The 19,167-nt window shown below is 44.8% G+C and carries 22 protein-coding genes and 9 tRNA genes; 2 read left to right on the forward strand and 29 right to left on the reverse strand.

Going from position 1 to position 19,167, the window contains the following annotated elements; all coding sequences use genetic code 11:
* Positions 1-2 precede the first annotated feature (2 nt).
* The 10 genes from ACKA06_RS19960 to ACKA06_RS20005 form a co-directional block, all read right to left on the reverse strand.
* Positions 3-76: transfer RNA gene (locus tag ACKA06_RS19960), tRNA-Arg, on the reverse strand.
* A 16-nt stretch (positions 77-92) separates the two neighbouring features.
* A tRNA-Leu gene (locus tag ACKA06_RS19965) sits at positions 93-178 on the reverse strand.
* A gap of 71 nt (positions 179-249) precedes the next feature.
* Positions 250-331, reverse strand: a tRNA-Leu gene (locus tag ACKA06_RS19970).
* Between the two features lie 35 nt (positions 332-366).
* A tRNA-Lys gene (locus tag ACKA06_RS19975) sits at positions 367-442 on the reverse strand.
* A 4-nt stretch (positions 443-446) separates the two neighbouring features.
* Positions 447-521, reverse strand: a tRNA-Gln gene (locus tag ACKA06_RS19980).
* Positions 522-598: 77 nt separating this feature from the next.
* Positions 599-675: transfer RNA gene (locus ACKA06_RS19985), tRNA-Asp, on the reverse strand.
* 127 nt (positions 676-802) lie between these two features.
* Positions 803-874, reverse strand: a tRNA-Glu gene (locus ACKA06_RS19990).
* 13 nt (positions 875-887) lie between these two features.
* A tRNA-Ser gene (locus ACKA06_RS19995) sits at positions 888-978 on the reverse strand.
* A 7-nt stretch (positions 979-985) separates the two neighbouring features.
* Positions 986-1,060, reverse strand: a tRNA-Asn gene (locus ACKA06_RS20000).
* A gap of 132 nt (positions 1,061-1,192) precedes the next feature.
* Positions 1,193-1,660, reverse strand: a complete 468-nt coding sequence (locus tag ACKA06_RS20005) for a SprT family protein (protein WP_058300006.1) — start codon at positions 1,658-1,660, stop codon at positions 1,193-1,195.
* A 144-nt stretch (positions 1,661-1,804) separates the two neighbouring features.
* On the opposite strand from ACKA06_RS20005, the gene cmpA reads away from it, so the two are divergent.
* Positions 1,805-1,921, forward strand: a complete 117-nt coding sequence (gene cmpA / locus ACKA06_RS20010) for a cortex morphogenetic protein CmpA (RefSeq protein ID WP_098151155.1) — start codon at positions 1,805-1,807, stop codon at positions 1,919-1,921.
* 256 nt (positions 1,922-2,177) lie between these two features.
* Here the strand turns inward: cmpA and ACKA06_RS20015 are convergent, their stop codons facing one another.
* From ACKA06_RS20015 to acpS, 14 genes are all read right to left on the reverse strand, one after another.
* The gene (locus tag ACKA06_RS20015) at positions 2,178-4,334 is read right to left on the reverse strand and encodes a Tex family protein (protein ID WP_411160507.1); all 2,157 of its coding nucleotides are present in this window, start codon (positions 4,332-4,334) and stop codon (positions 2,178-2,180) included.
* Between the two features lie 336 nt (positions 4,335-4,670).
* Positions 4,671-5,267 (reverse strand): SpoIIE family protein phosphatase, encoded by a 597-nt coding sequence (locus tag ACKA06_RS20020; RefSeq protein ID WP_411160486.1) that lies wholly within the window; start codon positions 5,265-5,267, stop codon positions 4,671-4,673.
* Positions 5,267-6,064 carry an RNA polymerase sigma factor SigB gene (sigB, locus tag ACKA06_RS20025; protein WP_032085361.1) on the reverse strand — a complete coding sequence of 266 codons (798 nt, stop codon included), beginning with the start codon at positions 6,062-6,064 and terminating at the stop codon, positions 5,267-5,269. Before sigB ends, ACKA06_RS20020 begins: the two co-directional genes overlap by 1 nt.
* Positions 6,042-6,509: an anti-sigma B factor RsbW gene (gene rsbW / locus ACKA06_RS20030; protein ID WP_032085376.1), complete on the reverse strand. Its 468-nt coding sequence runs from the start codon at positions 6,507-6,509 to the stop codon at positions 6,042-6,044. The genes sigB and rsbW overlap by 23 nt, the downstream gene beginning before the upstream one ends.
* Positions 6,509-6,844, reverse strand: coding sequence for an anti-sigma factor antagonist (locus tag ACKA06_RS20035; protein ID WP_411160487.1), 336 nt, complete (start codon positions 6,842-6,844; stop codon positions 6,509-6,511). The genes rsbW and ACKA06_RS20035 overlap by 1 nt, the downstream gene beginning before the upstream one ends.
* 80 nt (positions 6,845-6,924) lie before the next feature.
* Complete coding sequence (locus ACKA06_RS20040) at positions 6,925-7,935, reverse strand: PP2C family protein-serine/threonine phosphatase (protein ID WP_411160488.1); 1,011 nt, start codon at positions 7,933-7,935, stop codon at positions 6,925-6,927.
* 10 nt (positions 7,936-7,945) lie between these two features.
* Positions 7,946-8,347 carry an anti-sigma regulatory factor gene (locus ACKA06_RS20045; RefSeq protein WP_032085358.1) on the reverse strand — a complete coding sequence of 134 codons (402 nt, stop codon included), beginning with the start codon at positions 8,345-8,347 and terminating at the stop codon, positions 7,946-7,948.
* A gap of 3 nt (positions 8,348-8,350) precedes the next feature.
* Positions 8,351-8,707, reverse strand: coding sequence for an STAS domain-containing protein (locus ACKA06_RS20050; protein ID WP_058300003.1), 357 nt, complete (start codon positions 8,705-8,707; stop codon positions 8,351-8,353).
* Complete coding sequence (locus tag ACKA06_RS20055; protein ID WP_411160489.1) at positions 8,704-9,534, reverse strand: RsbT co-antagonist protein RsbRA; 831 nt, start codon at positions 9,532-9,534, stop codon at positions 8,704-8,706. The genes ACKA06_RS20050 and ACKA06_RS20055 overlap by 4 nt, the downstream gene beginning before the upstream one ends.
* A 385-nt stretch (positions 9,535-9,919) precedes the next feature.
* Positions 9,920-10,270, reverse strand: coding sequence for a type II toxin-antitoxin system endoribonuclease NdoA (gene ndoA, locus ACKA06_RS20060; protein WP_006838214.1), 351 nt, complete (start codon positions 10,268-10,270; stop codon positions 9,920-9,922).
* A gap of 4 nt (positions 10,271-10,274) precedes the next feature.
* Positions 10,275-10,556 carry a CopG family ribbon-helix-helix protein gene (locus ACKA06_RS20065; RefSeq protein ID WP_032085355.1) on the reverse strand — a complete coding sequence of 94 codons (282 nt, stop codon included), beginning with the start codon at positions 10,554-10,556 and terminating at the stop codon, positions 10,275-10,277.
* Positions 10,557-10,720: 164 nt separating this feature from the next.
* Positions 10,721-11,890, reverse strand: coding sequence for an alanine racemase (gene alr, locus ACKA06_RS20070; protein WP_411160490.1), 1,170 nt, complete (start codon positions 11,888-11,890; stop codon positions 10,721-10,723).
* A gap of 384 nt (positions 11,891-12,274) precedes the next feature.
* Entirely contained in the window at positions 12,275-13,288 is a 1,014-nt protein-coding gene (locus ACKA06_RS20075) for a LolA family protein (protein ID WP_032085353.1), read from the reverse strand.
* Positions 13,289-13,492: 204 nt separating this feature from the next.
* Positions 13,493-13,843: a holo-ACP synthase gene (gene acpS / locus ACKA06_RS20080; RefSeq protein WP_411160491.1), complete on the reverse strand. Its 351-nt coding sequence runs from the start codon at positions 13,841-13,843 to the stop codon at positions 13,493-13,495.
* A 98-nt stretch (positions 13,844-13,941) separates the two neighbouring features.
* Here acpS and ACKA06_RS20085 point away from each other — a divergent pair, with 98 nt between their 5' ends.
* Entirely contained in the window at positions 13,942-14,526 is a 585-nt protein-coding gene (locus ACKA06_RS20085) for a rhomboid family intramembrane serine protease (protein WP_058300000.1), read from the forward strand.
* Positions 14,527-14,575: 49 nt separating this feature from the next.
* On the opposite strand, the gene ACKA06_RS20090 is transcribed toward ACKA06_RS20085, so the two are convergent.
* The 5 genes from ACKA06_RS20090 to ACKA06_RS20110 all read right to left on the reverse strand — a co-directional run bounded on the left by ACKA06_RS20090 (position 14,576) and on the right by ACKA06_RS20110 (position 19,135).
* Complete coding sequence (locus ACKA06_RS20090; protein WP_411160492.1) at positions 14,576-16,036, reverse strand: PH domain-containing protein; 1,461 nt, start codon at positions 16,034-16,036, stop codon at positions 14,576-14,578.
* Positions 16,029-16,508: a PH domain-containing protein gene (locus ACKA06_RS20095; RefSeq protein WP_032085349.1), complete on the reverse strand. Its 480-nt coding sequence runs from the start codon at positions 16,506-16,508 to the stop codon at positions 16,029-16,031. Before ACKA06_RS20095 ends, ACKA06_RS20090 begins: the two co-directional genes overlap by 8 nt.
* A 163-nt stretch (positions 16,509-16,671) precedes the next feature.
* A complete protein-coding gene (uvsE, locus tag ACKA06_RS20100; RefSeq protein WP_411160493.1) occupies positions 16,672-17,634 on the reverse strand; it encodes a UV DNA damage repair endonuclease UvsE in 963 nt (320 codons plus the stop codon).
* Between the two features lie 353 nt (positions 17,635-17,987).
* Positions 17,988-18,842 (reverse strand): nuclease-related domain-containing protein, encoded by an 855-nt coding sequence (locus ACKA06_RS20105; RefSeq protein WP_411160494.1) that lies wholly within the window; start codon positions 18,840-18,842, stop codon positions 17,988-17,990.
* A 152-nt stretch (positions 18,843-18,994) separates the two neighbouring features.
* On the reverse strand, positions 18,995-19,135 hold the full coding sequence (locus tag ACKA06_RS20110; RefSeq protein ID WP_411160495.1) for a hypothetical protein: 141 nt from the start codon (positions 19,133-19,135) through the stop codon (positions 18,995-18,997).
* Positions 19,136-19,167: the final 32 nt, after the last annotated feature.

Below are 19,167 nucleotides of genomic sequence, written 5' to 3' on the forward strand. Positions count from 1 at the left end.
GGCGCGCCCGAGAGGAGTCGAACCCCTAACCTTTTGATCCGTAGTCAAACGCTCTATCCAATTGAGCTACGGGCGCAGTATGTTAGAACCTTTGGTGCGGCCGAGAGGACTTGAACCTCCACGGGGTTGCCCCCACTAGGCCCTCAACCTAGCGCGTCTGCCATTCCGCCACGACCGCGTTTTTAAAAGCGACAAACACTATTGTAACTAGGAACTGCTGTTATGTCAATAGTTTTTTTGAAATAATAATGCGGGTGAAGGGACTTGAACCCCCACGCCTTGCGGCGCCAGATCCTAAGTCTGGTGCGTCTGCCAATTCCGCCACACCCGCATGTAATGAGACATTTGCCTTTTGCAAACATCAAATGGTGAGCCATGAAGGACTCGAACCTTCGACCCTCTGATTAAAAGTCAGATGCTCTACCAACTGAGCTAATGGCTCATCATGGCTGGGCTAGCTGGATTCGAACCAACGCATGTCGCAGTCAAAGTGCGATGCCTTACCGCTTGGCTATAGCCCAATGCCTCGAAAAGTGACGAGGTTTATATAATAACATGTCCACCTCGTGGTCGTCAACCACTTTTCTAAAATAAATTCTGGCGGTCCGGACGGGACTCGAACCCGCGACCTCCTGCGTGACAGGCAGGCATTCTAACCAACTGAACTACCGGACCAAAGCTTTTTGCGATAGCAAAATAGCTATCATTAGATTGCGTTAGCAAAAGATTTTTCATTGCGTTATCAATAAGTTCGTGAATACTTTATCTCACATTCAATTTCGAAATGAAAAAAATTGAATTATGACCCGTACGGGATTCGAACCCGTGTTACCGCCGTGAAAGGGCGGTGTCTTAACCGCTTGACCAACGGGCCAGGATAAATGGAATGGCGGAGAAGGAGGGATTTGAACCCTCGCGCCAGTTGCCCGACCTACACCCTTAGCAGGGGCGCCTCTTCAGCCACTTGAGTACTTCTCCATAAAAATGGCTCCGCAGGCAGGATTCGAACCTGCGACCGATCGGTTAACAGCCGATAGCTCTACCACTGAGCTACTGCGGAACGTGAAGTATTCTAACGCATATAAAATGTCTTATCGACTCTTTCGATTATAATGACTCAGTAACTCCTTGTCAATAATTTTTGGGAGAGTTTTTATAAAAACATCCGCAGCTTGCATCTCTCATTCGAAGATCATGACTCCTGCATCAGTTCTTCTTTAAATACAAGCTTTCCTTTACACTTTCCGCACACATATTTCTTTGTATCGATCCTTCTTCTCCTTTTAAACATTAGATTGCATTTTGAACAGGAATAAATGAGGATCCGCCTGTTCTTTTTTGTTTTCTGCAGCGGGGTGCAATGTCTGGCACCTCCAACTTGTTCAAGAAGGGACTTGAACTCCGGGTCTCTGTGCTTGTACCCCTTCCCTTCAATATGAAGGTGATAATGACAGAGTTCATGTTTGATGATCCCTATTAATTCAGATAATCCATGTTCTTCGAGATACTTACCGTTAATATCGATATTGTGGCTCCCCAGCATATATCTCCCGCCTGTAGTCCTGAGCCTGGGATTAAAATAAGCTTTGTGTCGGAATGGTTTTTGGAAGTGCCGGATTGAAATCTCTTCAACCAGTGTCTGCAGTTCTTGATTGGTCATGCTTATGCTCCTTTATCTGTTCGTTGCCGCGCACAGGACAACCTTTTGTTTCATACAATTAGATTATATAACATCCAGAAGGAATGGACATCAGCCATCGGTTCAAGAATGTTTTCTAAGAGATTGGAATAAGGAGGGTGCCTTATGCCAAACTGGCTCGTGAATCAAATGAGGAAGGCATATCTTGAGAAGAATCGTTATCAGATCAAGCTTCTTAATCAATGCTGGAATTTTTATAGGAAGAAAAACTTCCCTCAGTAATAAACAAATGTGCAGAAGCGGATAAAAAAGCTGACTTGAAGTAGCAGTCAAGTCAGCTTTTTTATCTTTCTTATTGGCTGTTTTCTAAAAGATTGTTGCTTTTCTACAGCGGCTTGCGTCCTTACCTTAACTGGTGGACGTGCTCTTCTCGAACTCCACTTAAATAACAAAAGAACGGACAAGCCGAAAATACCCAGGTTCCGGTATTTTCTAGTGTTGAGAACAACAAAGATGCGAAAAGAGCCTTCCTATTTAATCATTGAATCATTGTCAGAGCAACTCTTCCTTTTTTCACATCCACGCTGTCGACCCAGACTGTTACGACGTCTCCGACAGATACGACATCTAGCGGATGTTTGACAAAGCCTTGTTTCAGCTTGGAGATATGGACAAGCCCATCCTGTTTTACCCCGATATCTACGAAAGCTCCGAAATCAACGACATTGCGGACTGTTCCCTGAAGTTCCATCCCTTCTTTCAGATCCTCCAGTTTAAGGACATCTTTTTTAAGGAGGGGTTTAGGGAATTCGTCACGCGGATCTCTTCCGGGACGGATCAACGCATCGATGATGTCTTTCAAGGTAAGCTTACCGATGCCCAGCTCCTCAGAGAGTTCATTTACATTCAGTTGATTAAGGGATTGTCTCAGTTCTTCACTCCCGATCGCATCTTCACTGAACCCTGTTTTGGACAGCAGCTTTTTGACATCGCCGTAGTTATCCGGGTGGATGGGTGTCCGGTCAAGAAGGTCCGTTCCATCCGTGATTCGCAGGAAGCCTATACTCTGCTCATACGTTTTCGCACCGAGCCTCGGGATTTTCTTCAATTGCGCTCTCGATTTGAATTTCCCTTCTTCCTCTCTTTTTTTGACGATATTATTGGCTACCGTTTTCGAAAGGCCAGCTACATATTGCAATAACGAAGAAGAGGCCGTGTTTACATTCACCCCAACTTTGTTAACGGCGGTTTCCACCACGAACGTCAGAGATTCATTCAGTTTTTTCTGGGAAACATCATGCTGATATTGTCCGACACCCACAGATTTCGGATCGATTTTTACCAGTTCGGCAAGGGGGTCCTGTAATCTTCTCGCGATGGATACAGCACTTCTTTCCTCTACCTGGAGAGAAGGAAATTCTTCTCTTGCCACGTCGGAGGCTGAGTATACACTGGCACCCGCTTCATTCACAATCAAATAGAAGATTTCTTTATCGATGCTTTTCAAAACATCCGCCACGAATTGTTCAGTCTCTCTGGAAGCCGTTCCGTTTCCGACGGCCACTACCTCTATCGAATATTTGTTGATGATCTTCTTCATCATTTCTTCCGACGCAGCCATCTGTGATTTTGGCGGATGCGGGTATATGACACTTACTTCAAGCATTTTTCCGGTTTCGTCAATCACCGCAAGCTTACATCCTGTTCTGTAGGCCGGGTCCACCCCAAGAACCATCTTCCCTTTCATAGGAGGCTGAAGAAGGAGCTTCCTGAGATTTTCTGAGAAAATATGAATGGCTTGATCTTCAGCTTTTTCCGTCAGTTCATTACGAATTTCCCTCTCGACAGACGGCTGGATCAGTCGTTTATAGGCATCCTCGACCGCCTCTTTGATAAGGGGAACCACTGGGGAATAGACATTTTTCACTACCTGTTTTTGCAGATAGTGAAGAATTGAGTCCGTATCAGGCTGGATATTCACTTTGATGATATCCTCTTTTTCTCCTCTATTTATCGCCAGCACACGATGAGGGACGACTTTGCTTACCGGTTCACTGTATTCATAGTACATCTCAAAGACGTTCTTCTCATCTTTATCTTCATTTTTCACTTTTGTTTCGATGACACCCTTACGGAATGTGTGATTCCTTATGTATTCACGATAAGCTGCTTCGTCGGAAATGATTTCTGCAATGATGTCCTTCGCTCCCGCAATTGCTTCATCAGCCGTTGTCACTTCTTTTTCTCCAGAAACGTAGCGGGCTGCTTCTTGCTGGACGTCTGCAGATCCCGGAAAAGTCATGATCCATTGGGCTAATGGTTCCAGTCCTTTTTCCTTCGCCACTGTCGCTTTTGTACGTCGTTTTTGTTTAAATGGACGGTACAAATCCTCTACCTTTTGCAATTTGTCTGCTTTCTTGATGGCTTGTGACAAATCATCTGTCAGCTTGCCTTGTTCATCGATCAGTCTAAGGACTTCTTCTTTTCTTTGTTCAAGGTTTTGCAGGTAATTCCACTGCTCCATGATATCTTTGATCTGGACTTCATCCAGGGCCCCGGTTTGTTCTTTACGGTAGCGGGCGATGAATGGTACTGTGTTTCCTTCTTCCAATAAAGATATAACGTTCTTTACGTTTTTAAGGGATATGTTTACTTTTTTTGAAACGCTTTGCAATAAGTTTTCTTGATTCGATATTGTTACAGTCAATGTTACGACCTCCATCCAAAAGCTTTCCGTTTAAGTTTACCATATGGTGAAGTTAAAATTCTTTTCGAACACAGTAAGTTGGTTCCTTTTTGCTAGTAATTAGCCATACATATTGTCTCTTCAATATCGCTTATGATTTCCGTGCAGGCCTCCGCTTTCACTACAATCAACCGCTGGATATTGTGAAAATTAATTTTTATATTATTACCGATCTGTTTGTTAACTCCTCAAATTAGTTAAGAATTAATCTTTTCACCTGCTCACCAAACTTCCTTGTCCCCTGTAATGATTTTAAAACAAAAAAAAGAAAGCCTACCCTTTCGTTTAGAGTAAGCTTCCTAATATATAGGTGGTGTCGTCGGCTGTTTCGTCGACCCGGGTATGAATGTCGTGAACTGTACTATGCAATGTTGAATATTTTTGCAGGATTGCCTTAACACCCGAGATATTCAGTCCGTCTGAATGCAGCAGGAATCTCGAGTTTGATTCATATGAATATCGCTTTGTCTGATATTTTTGCGGTCTTCCTGATAAATAACCTGTCACCGGCAATGGGTAAGTAACCTTACCCTCGGGAGAATACAAATAAAACCGTATATTCCCTACACAGCTGTAGACAAATTCTTTCGAGTGGTAATAAGCCTTGATGATGGCCACTGCAGCACCGCGCTTCCTTTGAAGGGCGTTGTTGCATAAATCCATCAGTGTCTCCACATCTTCATGGTGGTTCTTTTCAACGATTTCCACCACTTCGTGAGAGGATTCATAGGCATATTTCCCACTCCCAAGACCATCTGCAAGCACACAGACAAAGTAATCCTTGGTGGAGCCATAATAATAGCTGTCTCCGTAATACGGGTTACCATTTTTTGAAAATTGTTCTACGTAGAGCTCAATTTCATTTTGTTGAAAATAACTCATTAATAATGACTCTCCGACTCGAACGTTTCTTCCTGGATTGCTTCCCGCAGCTTCTTGATGGCTCTGCGCTGCAAACGGGAGACATGCATTTGGGAAATACCCAGCTTCTCCCCTGCTTCTTTTTGGCTCAGGTTCTCAAGGTAAGTATACTGGATGATTGCTTTCTCTCTGTCAGAGAGGACATGCAGCACTTTCTCCAGGACCATCCGTTGATTGACCTTTTCGTAGCCCTCATCCGGATTCCCTACTATGTCCAGTATCGTTACGGTGCTGCCTTCAGAATCTGCTTCAATGGAATGATCCACGGAAAGGGCTTGGTAACTCCGGCCCATTTCCATTGCTTCCAGTACTTCTTCTTCACTCACTTCAAGATATTCGGCAATTTCATGAACTTGCGGAGAACGTTCCAATTCATTGGTTAACTCTTCTACGGTTGATTTTATCTTTGGACCAAGCTCTTTGATTCTTCTCGGAACATGGACACTCCATGTCTTGTCACGAAGGAAACGTTTAATTTCGCCGATGATGGTCGGAATGGCAAATGCTTCAAAGGACCTGCCGAAAGATTCGTCATAACGCCTGATCGCACCAAGCAGACCGATCATGCCGACCTGGATGATGTCTTCATGGAAAGACCTGCCTTTTGAATACTTTCTTGCAATGGATTCGACCAGGTTTTGATAATGGAGGATAAGCTGGCTTTGCGCTTCATCATCCTGATGCTCCTGGTAATCTTTGATCCACTGAAGAACTTTTTCTTTTTGCGCCTGCTGATCAGGTTGAGATAGTTTTTTCATCCCTCTCCACCTGCTCTCCTGATAGGAATTTGGTCATGAAGACCGTAACTCCCTCTTTATGGTGTACCTTTACATCATCCATAAGGCTCTCGATCAGGTAAAGACCCAATCCGCCTTCTCTTAGGAATTCAACGGAATGATCGGCATGATATGGACCGACAGCACTGCGGATCGCTTTAAAGTCAAAGCTTTCCCCGTGATCTGCCACCATTACCTCTAAACGGTCCTCGTAAAGGGCAAAGCCGACCACCACTTCTCCGTCACCACCTTTATAAGCATGTTGGACAGCGTTTGTGATCGCTTCGCTTGTCGCGATCTTCAGGTCCTCTATCGCATCATAATCAAAGCCCATACGGCTGGCTATCCCTGACAGTGTCAGACGAATAACCCCTACGTATTCAGGCTTGGCAGGAATTTTCATCTCGATGTAATCAAAAGCTTGCATCATTCAACTCCACCTTCTACCTTGGAATTTATATTCATAATATCCCCTAAACCTGTGATATCAAACAATCTTCGCAGACGATCGGATAAACCGACAAGTTTAAGCTGTCCGCCGCGTGCGTTGACCGTCTTGAACAGTCCCACAAACACACCGAGTCCGGTACTGTCCATATAGGATACTTCTGATAGGTCTACAACGATATCTTTATCATTCTCAGCTTCGGCAGAAGGGTGAAGGGATTCTTTAAGCTTAGGTGCTGTATATGCATCAATTTCTCCGGCTACTTTTACAAATAATTCGTTCTCTCTCTCTTGCATATCTATTGACAAGTTCATAAAATGACCACCTTTTTTAGAAAACATTATAATAAAGTCTCTTATTCGTTTACCCCATTAAGAAGGGAGATAAACAAGATTCAGGAATTTCTTTTTATAATAATCAGGGTGAAGTCATCACGCAGTTCAAAATGCTGCAGTTTCTCCAGTTCTTTATAGACGTTGGTAACAATTTCATCCGAGGTCAAATGTTTATGCTGGCTGATCAGATCCACCAGATCTTCTCGTTCAATGAAGCCTTCTTCCGTCCGGCATTCCGTCACTCCGTCTGAAAGCAGGATAATCATGTCTCCCTCTTCAACCCGGCGTTCATACTGCCTGTACTTGGCTTTTTTATCCACACCCAACAAGAGTCCTTTTGCATCGAGGTCCTCGAATTGGCCGCTTGCGGCATTATAAAAGAAGCCGGGCTCATGTCCGGCTGATGAATAACTGAAAAGGTGTTTATGAGAGTTGTAGACACCGTAAAACATGGTGATGAACATACTGGCGTCCACGTTCTGCTCCACGACCCTGTTCAGGCTTTCCAGTACAGCATTCGGTTCATTGCGGTATTCAGGCAGGCTGTCCATTGCATATTTAATCATGGACATGCACAATGCTGCAGGGATCCCCTTTCCGATTACATCGGCGATCGCGACACTCACGGTGTCATGTTCATCCTGTACGAAGTGATAATAATCGCCGTTCATCTTCTTCGCGGGAACACTCACAGCAGCAATATCCAGCCCTTCGACTGCCGGTATGCTTGTACCGAGAAGGGTCTGCTGCATGTTGGAAGCAATATCGATTTCATTGTTCAATTCCTGTTGCTTGCTTCTGAGGCTTTGGTGCTCGCGGTAAGCAAATCCGTACCCGATCATAACTTCCAGCAAAATGTCGAATGCATGCAGGACATGATGCGGGATATTCGGTTCCATTTCAAGCATGACGCTCTTATGAAGACTGATGATCTCTTCGGGTGATACATGATGCTCTATGGATTTACGGCTGAATTTCTGACCGAGATACAACGCCTTTTCATCTTGTTCATTCAAATAATGTTCTATGATTTCCCTGTATTTTGAATCCATCAATTCTCTAAAGTTCATCTAACTCCCCCTAGCGGAGCCATTTTGTTGCCCGAATATCCGTCCCTTCCCCGGGCACGGATTCTACGTTGAATTCATCCATCAAACGCTTCACTCCAGGCAACCCTGCTCCTAAACCACCTGATGTGGAATATCCGTCTTCCATCACTTTTCTTAAATCATTAATACCGGGACCATCATCCAGTGCTATGATGCGCACACCTTTTTTTCCGCCGTCGAAAAGCTTTTCTATACATATTTGGCCATGACCAGCATAAAGATAAATATTTCGTGCTAGTTCACTGATGGCAGTAGTGATTCGAGCCTGATCGACAGTACCGAATCCCAGCTCTTTCGCTACGTTCCTTCCTAACTGGCGGGCAGCAACGATGTCCCATTCATTCGTGATCTTCACGCAGGATTGGCTATCCATTCACTAATCCCCCAGTTCCGTCTGTAATTTCTCTAAACCTTTTTCCAAGTCCAGAGCGGTCAGCACATCGTCCAACCTGATGCCGAGTTCAATCAGCGTGATCGCAACCGCAGGCTGGATGCCCGTGATCACGACTTTGGCGCCCATCAATCTCGACATATTTATGACATCACCAAGAACCTTGGCGATAAATGAATCAATAAAGTCGATCGAAGTAATATCGATGACAACCCCTCTTGCACTCGTTTCATGTATTTTATGAAGGAGGTCTTCTTGAAATTGAAGGGCCGTCTGATCATCAAGTTCCCATTGAATAGAAATCAACAAGCAATCGTGCAATTTTAAAATCGGTATTCTCACTCTGATCCCTCCGCCGAAACAATTTTTCTGTCAGTCATTTCAAGTGCCTTTTCTATTCCTTTTCTCAAGGTGCTGTTCGTGCTGAATTGATTAAGATCGATTCCCAGGTTAACGATCGTCTGGGCGATTTCGGGCCTGATTCCCACAAGCATGCATTTGGCTCCCACAAGCCGGACTGCGTCTGCCGCCTGGATGATGTGGTGGGCGACCATCGTATCCACTACCGGAACGCCTGTGATATCGATAAGGACGACTTCCGCGCGGTGTTTCACTACACCGTTCAGGAGGTTTTCCATGATCAATCGTGCTCGTTCGGTGTCGATCGTGCCAACCAATGGCATCACCGAAATCTTCTCGAATACTGGAATCAGCGGTGCAGAAAGTTCCTGAAGGGCGATTTTTTGAAGCGATACCGTCCTTTCCCATGATTCTGTATAAGCACTGATCACCTTGTTGTACATGGGTGTGACCCATTTATCGAATATTTCAACCTGTTCAGCATGGTTTTCTTCTTTGATCAGATTATCTTTTTTCATCCCTTCGTAAACCACTTTGGCAAACGTACTTAACGCTGATGTTACAAATGTCAAAGGCCAGCCGAACCGTACTACCTTCTCGGCAAAGTCTTCAAGTCTCGATGAAAATTCCTGTGAATCCCTCAGATTGGATGCAATCATTTCTACAAACTCATGGCTTGTCTTGGCAAAAATCTGATCTGAGACTACCTGGATGAACTTTTCATCGGCTTCTTCTTTCATCCGTTCCATCCATACGTCTGTTAAATCCGACTTATTACTCTGGATATAATCCGTGATTTGAGTGAACATATAACTCTCCCCATTCTACCATAAGAAATTTACACCTAGTGTCATACGAATAGATGTAACGTATATTTAATCATTCCGTCCTTATGCTTTAAATTTGTCGCACTTATTAATATAGTAACAAATAAACATCAAATTGAAAAAAACAATGACTTTTCGGATATTTTCCCCATATTCCTTTTTATTATAAATTGTTGAAAGTGATTTGTCATAGAAATGACGATATTTACCACAGTCTATTTCTTTTAACTATATAATAGGGTAAAGGAAATGGATATATAAAAACAGAAGGCTTGCTGATCGGTTCGTTCCCGTTGATCAGCAAGCCTTCTGTTTGCAGCTGTGAAATTATTTATTGAAATCACACAACCACATAGGATGAAAGAGGTTAAAATTGGATCAAGCCGACACTGATTTGGAGGGCATCATCCACTTTTTCCATCATTTCATCATCCAAGTGTGTAATTTTATCTGTCAGACGTTGTTTATCAATCGTTCGGATTTGTTCAAGTAAAATAACAGAATCCCGTTCAAAGCCATAACGTTTTGCATCAATTTCAACATGAGTAGGCAGTTTAGCTTTCTGGATTTGTGCGGTAATGGCAGCAACGATCACTGTGGGACTGAATCGGTTCCCAATATCGTTTTGAATAACAAGTACCGGTCGAACTCCACCTTGTTCTGAACCTACAACAGGAGAAAGATCCGCAAAATATACGTCACCACGCTTTACAATCAAAGGATTAACCTCCGCTTACTAAGCGCTCGACTGTATGTTCTGCCTCATATTCTGCTTGTATCGCTTCAGAAGCGATTGCGAGATTAATCTTAGCCATTTCCATATAGCCGCGTCTCATAGATTCACGTAGTTGCCGTTTTTTACGTTCCCGTAAATACATTTTGGTAGCACGATAAATAAACTCATTGCGATTCACATTCTCTTGATCTGCAAAGCCGTCTAATTCTGTAACGAGCTGTTGCGGCAGACGAATTAAGATTTCTGTTGTTGCGCTGGATTCAGACACAAACTACACCTCCACCAATCACTACATACCGTTTCTGTTCAATAACATTCTAATCATACCATTAAATAACGGGAATGAAAAGACAATTTATCAATCTCTTCTAGTATCCGCCATATAAAATAGTAATTATTCATTAAATCGGAATGAATTTCATTTTTAATTTATCAACCTGAAGATAATAGTTTATTAGTGACCTTCACAGGCTTCCCATCCCTTATATAGATCCGCGGTACTCTCGCAGATATGATGCAGGGGATTTCGTAGTTGATTGTTTCAAGCTTCCCGGCTATCTCATCTATCGTGACCGCTTCATTTCCATCCCTTCCGATAAGGGTGACCTTCTCCCCTGTTTTCAAGGGGAGCGGCAGCGATATCATGCATTGATCCATACAGATCCTTCCGACAATCGGGGACCTTTTCCCGTCCACAATGACCTCCTGCCCCTGCAGCTTACGTATCCATCCATCTGCGTAGCCGATAGGAATCGTACCGATCCATTCATTTTCTGAAGCTTCATAGGTTGCACCGTAGCTGATTTTATCCCCTGCTTTGATTTCCTTTGTGTGAATCAGTCTTGAGTAAAGGGAGAAAACCTCTTTTAAAGGGACGGGCAGCACTTCTTTCATTTCCTGCGACGGAGTGAGCCCATACATGGCAATCCCCACGCGGACGGCGTTGAAATGGGTGTCCGGTTTTCTCAGGACTGCCGCACTGTTGGATGAATGTACATATTCCGGACGTTCATCAAGAACTGCGAGCATTTCATTGAATTTCCCCAACTGCCGCTCGAGGTAAGTATCATCCAGTTCGTCGGCGGTGGCATAGTGTGTGAAGATGCCCTCCATTTCGAACTGGCTGATGGAATGGATGTACGACTCGATCTTTTTGAGTTCATCTGCAGAACGGATCCCGATCCTGCCCATCCCGGTATCGCACTTGATATGCAGCTTCAATCGTGCATCCGGTTTCAAATGTTTCGATGCTTCTTTAAGCCAATCCAGATCAAAGGCCGTAAGTGATACATTGTAATCCGATGCCAGATTCACATCCTGTGCCCGTGATGCGCCCAGTACAAGTATGGGGGCTTCGATCCCTCCTTTTCTCAGCGAAACGGCTTCGTCCAGGAATGCTACCGCAAGTCCGTGCACGCCTGCTTCCAAGGCAGCCTCTGCAACCTGGAGATCTCCGTGCCCGTAAGCGTTTGCCTTTACGACCGCAAACATCTTCATTTCATCAGAAGCGATATGCCGTTTGATATTTTTTATATTATCCGTTAAATGATCAAGATTGATTTCAGCCCATGTATCACGAAAAAACTGCGTCTCTGCTTCCACTGTGGTCACTTCCTCATATCAACAAAACATTGTCAGTCTATTCAAGAATATCTTTGATTATTCATCTATTCTTTTATTGTGTCAAATTAATTTTCGGGTGGCAAGGGTCTTTGTGCAGGATTGGAAGGGGTGGTGTGTTGCTGGTGTGTTAAAGGGGCGATTTTCGCAGGCGGCACATAAAAATGGGGTATCGGCACATTTATCAGGATGATGGCACGATTATACGGGGATTGGCACAATCAGTATGTCCATTAGAGTATATTCACGTTGATAATACTCATTGCCTGGGGTTCTTCTTTTAGTAAACAGGCATTAGCAGCCGGCTTACCGCTTTTTTAAAAAGAAAAGAGGCAAACCACAAGGTCCGCCCCGTTTAATAGATTATTATTTCACCATTGATCCTTGTACAGACTGTGCAAGCATCACCATTTCGGAAGGAGTCAGGTCATTTGAAGCAAGCATGTAGTCGATGCCGTTATTGGTCCATCGGATGGACGTGTCGGTCATCGCTGCCACCGTGAATCCTAAATCAACAAGCTCCCCCTTGAGGGATGTGGACACCGTCATGGTAGGAACCACGGTCGTTTTTTCCTGGATGATCGTGAACGATTTCTCCCCGTCATACGTCAGGACGACACGTTTCCCGTTTTCAGTCGCCACTTCTTTTTCTTCTACCAATTCAGTTCCCGTGATTTCAGACATAGGATAGAGGACAGTGAACTCCTTGTCTTCCACGCCCGCTGTAACCGGAACTTCAAGCTGGGCGCCCGTCATATTCTTCTTCATATCAAAATCTTTTTTATCGAAAGCGGCTTTCATATCCATCTTGGAGAATTCCACTTTCACAAGGGAATTATGATCCGCATCCATCACCTTGACGGTTGCAGGTGAAAGATCTTTCTTGTTAAAAGCAATCTCCTGGGTAGGAAGCATCTGCTTATTCTGATAACGTGTTTTCGTTGTGAACACATAGTGGCTCTTCGTTTCTTTAAAGGTCGCTTCCTTGTCCTCCAGTACATCCTGGACAAGAGATTCATACAGATAAGCCTGACTGCTGTTGTTCGGCCATTCGCTTTGAAAGCGGAAGCTCTTATTCAGCGCCGGTGTCAGGACAAATACTCCTTCGTCATTCCGGAGAATCATCTGGCTTTGATCCTTTGCGGCATTCTTGAGGGCCACCCGGTAGTAATTAGGGTTATTATGCCAGACTTCCACATCATAGGTCTGCGGCTCATCGCCGACCTGAAGCGTCATTTTGGCGTCCGCTTTGTACCCCTTCATGTCCTCTACCTTCGACTTAAGATCCTTCGTCACGTCTTCCTTCGATTTCTCCCCGCAGGCGGCCAGCATAAGTATTGCAAGCATGGCCATCACTAGTACAACTAGCTTTTTCTTCATTTTTTCAGCCCCTTTTGTCTCAAGATATACGTAATTGAGAGAGGGGAAAGCTAGACGGTATAAGAAAAAGACGTTCTTTATCTTTGTCTCTCTTACAATCGGGTGCCCCGACAGTTATACCTAGCCTTGTCTCTCCTATTGCACTACTGAATATATGAGACAACCTCGGGGAATATGCTAGCGAAGATGACAAGCCGGCCTTTTTTATTTTTCAATCACGACCTGCGCTGCGGCAAAGTCCCTGCTGTGGGTGATTGACAAATGAGCATTCACTCCTTGGGGCTTTGAAAAAAACGGCTTGCCGTTCGCATCCTTGCTTATTTCAATATCCTGAAAAGAAAGGCATTGCCCGATTCCCGTCCCATTGGCTTTCGCGAAAGCCTCCTTCGCCGCGAACCTGCCAGCAAGGAACTCGATGGAACGCGAACCAGAAAGAACTGACAGCTGATCCTGCTCATATTCAGTCAGAACCCTCTTGATCAGCTTCGGCTGCCTGCCGACCAGCTGCTGTATACGTTCTATTTCAATGATGTCCAACCCGATCCCTGTAATCATATGCAGATCTCCTTCTACTCTTGTCCTGTTATTCATATAGTTTATAGTATAATGAACCCATGTAATGAACGGCACTATTCTATTTAGGAGGATACACTATGTTTGTCAGAACGGAAAGCTTCCCGCAATTCCTGCGGTTATATCCGATCATCTCACTGATTGTGTTCATTCATATTGTTCTTTATTTGGTGAGCTCCCTTCCGATCTTCCCGCAGCGCTGGGTGTATGAACAGCTTGCCGGAGTGAATCTCTTCATCAAGGAAGGCGAGTGGTGGCGGCTCGTTACGCCGATCTTTGTGCATCTTGGATTCGCGCATCTTCTTTTCAACTCATTTTCACTCGTCTTATTCGGCCCGCCGCTTGAGAAATATCTGGGCAAGATGAGGTTCATCCTGCTTTACCTGGCGAGCGGGGTCTTTGCCAATATTATTACCTATTTAATCAAGCCCCTAACCTACAGCCATGTCGGTGCCTCCGGCGCAATCTTCGGACTGTTCGGCTTCTACATTGCCATGATCCTGCTGAAAAAAGCATTCATCACCCGCGAGAGCCGGCAAGTCATCCTCCCGATCGTGGTCATTGGGGTGGTGATGACATTCATGCAATCCGGCATCAATATCACCGCGCATATCTTCGGACTGCTCGGCGGATTCATCATCGGCTGGATCTCTGGAAAAAAATAAACGTCATATGAAAAAGGTGACCCATACGTCCGACGGGTCACCTTTTTCTTTATTCATGTGAAAACCAGTAATAAATCCTGGCTGCATCTTCAAGCTCAAGATCATCCACTCTGCTTGAGTAACCTGTCTGCCCGGATTTCAGCGTCGTTGAAATGCTGCTTAAATCCCTTCTCCCTTGAAACCAGGTCTGCCTGGAATCAAGGGCTTGAATCCTGCTTTTCTTCATGTATGCTGTATGCTTCAGAATCCCGCGATACCGGAGCACCAGCTGATTCCCGGTGATCCCCCATCCCCCGGCACGGTGCTGGAAGAATCCAAGCAGGCCGAACGGAATGACCAGCAGGAGACTGAAGAGTCCAAGCGGCCAAAACATGACCGCCAGGATGACCACCGGTACGATCAGCCAGAACGATGCCCTGAATATATACTTTCTGACCGCACGCTTCGGCAGCCGCTTAAATTCATCCGTCAGTTCGTAGTCGGGAAAAATAGCTTGGAGCAAATCCGGGACTCTCTTTTTCTTCACAACCGGAATCAACTTGATCGTCGAGCTGTCTTTTTCAAGCACGGAACCGCCGGCATTTTCGATCACGACCGTACAGTAGCCGAGCAGCTGACGCACCGGGTTCTCGACAATCCGAACCCCCTGGACACGATTCAGCGGAACGGTGACCTGCTTTTTCTCAAGCAGCCCCCTGGTAATGACTATATTCTCCTCTGTCAGCCTGATTTTGAAATCACCGTACACCACAAACGTCCACCCCACCGAAATGATCCAGGCGATAAGAAGGACGACAAACACCAGGACAGCAATGAACACCAAGCCGCTTTTCACAAACACCATTACTTCATCAAATACCGCTTCATACGGAATCAAGTCCGAAAACTGAGACAGGAAGACACCAACACCGGAAAGGATGACGCCGACACCCCCGGAAGTCGCGGCGAGCACCCAGATATCCCTGGCACTCATTTTGAAGACGTGCTTCTCTTCCTTAAGCATTTCTTCTTCATGAGCCGCAGGCACTTCACCCTCTTCTACTGCCTGACCCTTCTTCTCACGGTAAATGATCCTCTCCAGCTCCAATGCTTCCTCTTTCATGATCGCCGTCAGCTCTGCTTCCGACTCACGGGGATTGGACGACCCGGCCGTTTCCACCTTGACCTTCACCAATCCAAACGGACGGTGGATGATCCCTTCCGAAAAATTAAGGCTTTGTATTCGGTCAAACGGGATATAACGTTTCTTTTTCACAAAAAGACCGTATTCGATCCGGAGCTCTCCCTCTTCCAGGCGGTAAGTGAACCTGAGCCACTTGATCACACCGGCCACAAGTACAACCACGAGGACAACCCCCATCGAAATCAGGGGCATATAATCCCAAAACCCGCTCTTCTCCCCCCTGCTGTTCAGTACAAACAACAGGACAAACGGGATAATCAATTCTTTTAATTGCTTCAAAAAATTCGCGACTGCAGAGACCGGATGCAGACGTTTATATTCAGACATCATCTTCCGCCACCCTTGCAAGCATAGAGATGGAATGCCTCAATTCATCCGCTTCCCCCGTATCCAGTGCCGGAATTTCGTGCACGGTCGCCGCAGTCGAAATTGTGATCGTCGATAAATGATACCTCTTCAAAAGCGGCCCCTGGACCGTATCGACATGCTGCACCCTGACCATCGGCACCAGCGTCCGCTTCACAAAAATAAATCCCCTTTGAAGCTCGATTTCCTGCTCCCTCACTTCATATCTCCATCGCTTCCATCTCATCGTCGGAAGAAAAAAGATCATTAAATAGATAAATAATAGCAAGACCCCGACAGCCGCAGCCGCGATCCATAGCGGCCACTCAAAAAACCAGGTCATCACCGCTACACCTGCCACCGCAAGCGCCAGTACCGCTGACTGGATCACACCATGCAGCTTCCAAACCTTCAAAGCCTTCGGTGATATCCGTTTCTGAGGCTCTCCTCTCATACCCGCTTCCTCCTTCATGTCTCTCTCTATGTATAAATCTTACAGTATATTTACGTTTGAGGATAGGATTGGTTTCGCCGCGCGGGTGGAAAAGTTCGGTTGGATGCTGCAGTCGTTAAAAATGCCTGCAGCATTCCAGCTATGATAAAGATGGTTATTGTCGTTAAGTGATTTCAAAAGAGGTTTCGTCCACCCAGTCCAAACCTTTTTCACCTTTCAGTTCCTCCGCCAGCCGGAAAAGGGCATCATCCTTTTTCTTCGCTTCAATCATACAGTCCACTTGATCGACCGTGCCCTTGATTCCCTGGAGGAATTCCATGAACATCTCCGGTTCGATAAAATCGGCATGGGCTTTGTACTCTTTTTGAGAGCGGGGACTCGATATATGCATTTTGACGGGAAGCCGCGACTGGCTCCACGTGGAGACGATCCGTTCCCAATCTTCCTGCCAGTCCCGCTCATGATGGGCAAGGTGATGATGATAATCGAACACCTGCGGGACACCGAGCTTTTCACACAAATAGAGGGCATCCGCAGCACTGAACACGGTATCGTCATTTTCAAGGATGATCATCTCCTGCAGGGAAGCAGGCGTCAGCCCCCAATTATGGATGAACTGTTCAAGGGCCTTTTCTTTATCATCATAAGCCCCTCCCACATGCAGCACACAGCGGTGCACCGGATCGACACCCATTCCCCTGAGAAGATCCCTGTGCATCTTCAATGTCTGAAACGTATTCTTGAGTACATCAGTATCACTCGTATTCAGCAGGACAAAATGATCCGGGTGAAATCCCACCCGCATCGGATGCTCCTCCAAATACTCTTTTATTTTGTTCAGTTCCGGCTTTAACGGCGAGATAAAATCCCACCCCCTCAGATCAGGGTGGTTCGCAAGCGGAATCAGCTTCGAGCTGAAACGGAAAAAATGAATCTCATGAAGAACATTATGCTTCAACAGGCGCAGACAATTCTCCAAATTCGAACGGGCAATCCTCTCAAGCTTCGCAATCGCCGCTTCCCGGTCTTTTATCGAAGAAAACTGCTTATATGTCATCGTCTGTGACGGCGAAGCATTCTGAAGATTCATGCTCATGGCAACATAGCCGAGTCGGATGAGGGTCATGGTGGGCGGGTCTCCTTTTTTAGTGGTAGTATGTGCGTGGCGGTCGTGATTCATGTTTATTATGAAGGCTCTTTTTGCATATTTTGTTGCTTTGGATATTAGAAAATACCGAAACTTGGGTATTTTCGGCTTGTCCGCCCCTTTTTAGTTTGGACTAGTATTCAAAAAGAGCACGTCCAGAAGCTATTTTCAGGCTAGAAGCCAATTGACGAAAAGCAACCATCTTTTAATAAGCAGCCTTTATGAAAATTCTTTGTGATAGGTTGTGCTTTTTCCGGTGCCTTGGATTTTTAGGTTGGAAGAGTTTAATAGAAGATGAGCTGTTCTTGGCGTCGGAATATTTAAGAATGTCCTTAGTTCTCTGTTTGTGATAAATGGTTTAAACAGAAGGAAATAATCTTCCATTGCCCGCTCATGAGCTGTTTTAGAGGAGAGGTTGCATTGGGGCAGTGCCAGCAGCCAAACTTCCGAGTCATGATGGAAGCACAATATTCACATTTGACTCCGTTGATAATTTCATGTTCTTCAATCCAAAATGTTTTTAGCACACTTGTCATGCTGGTATCATGTTGGGCGAGAAGCACCCTTTTTATTTTTCTAAGATCCTTTTTTGTCGCAGCCATTTCGTTATAAGAAGAATTTAATTTACTGATTTCACTGATTAAATTCTGGGCATGGATGATTTTATTATAGGGGGTATAAAGCTTTTGACCCGGGGCCATTTTTAGTATCGTAGATGGATTGCTGATCACAACGAGGTATTTGATCGGCGGAAGCACCAGATTATGTTCGTAGAAAAAACGTTGAAGAAAAAGTCTTTGGCGGTTGGCTTGTGTTATGGGATCGGAAAAGCCTGTTTCGATGCCATTAAAATTCCTTGTTAATTGATTAAATTCCGAGTCGATCGTCAACGTTCCGGAAATGTTTTTAATTTCTAGGATCAAAGTGTAGAAAGGGGTGAAAAGCAGCGAATCGATTTGAAAGTGGTGGGGAGTCAACGGGAGCTTTAAATCGTTGAAAATCATATACTTTTGGCTATCAAGAAAACTTAAGTGGTAGTCAATCGATTTTTCTCCGTTATAGCCGGCGTTTCTTCTCTTTAAATCCTGTTCAATGAGGGGAATCTTCGAATGGTGGCGGTTTAAATTTCTTATTAATGCTTCATTTTGTTCAATTCTTATTGGTATTTTCCTCTCTTTTGCAAACAATTGATCACTCCTTCAATATTTATCTATAATTACTTCTCTTTAAATTGCGAAATTCCTCTTTTGGATTGCTACAATAGATACCATTTTAGTTTTTCATTCCACTTTCAGAGATTTCCGTGCAGGTTTTGAGATTTTCATGCAAGATTTCAGATTTACATTCCCTTTTTTAAAAATACATTCCACTTTTCAAAAATACGTGCATCTTGTCGAATTTTCTTCACCCCACGCACGCCACTACACCCATCACAAACCCCAAAACCCCAATTTGTCAAAACCATTTTCCAATCCCCCATCCCTCTACACCCCTCCAATCAAAATCACCATC

The sequence above is a fragment of the Rossellomorea oryzaecorticis genome (genome assembly GCF_045897515.1).
In the GTDB taxonomy this organism is placed as follows: domain Bacteria; phylum Bacillota; class Bacilli; order Bacillales; family Bacillaceae_B; genus Rossellomorea; species Rossellomorea enclensis.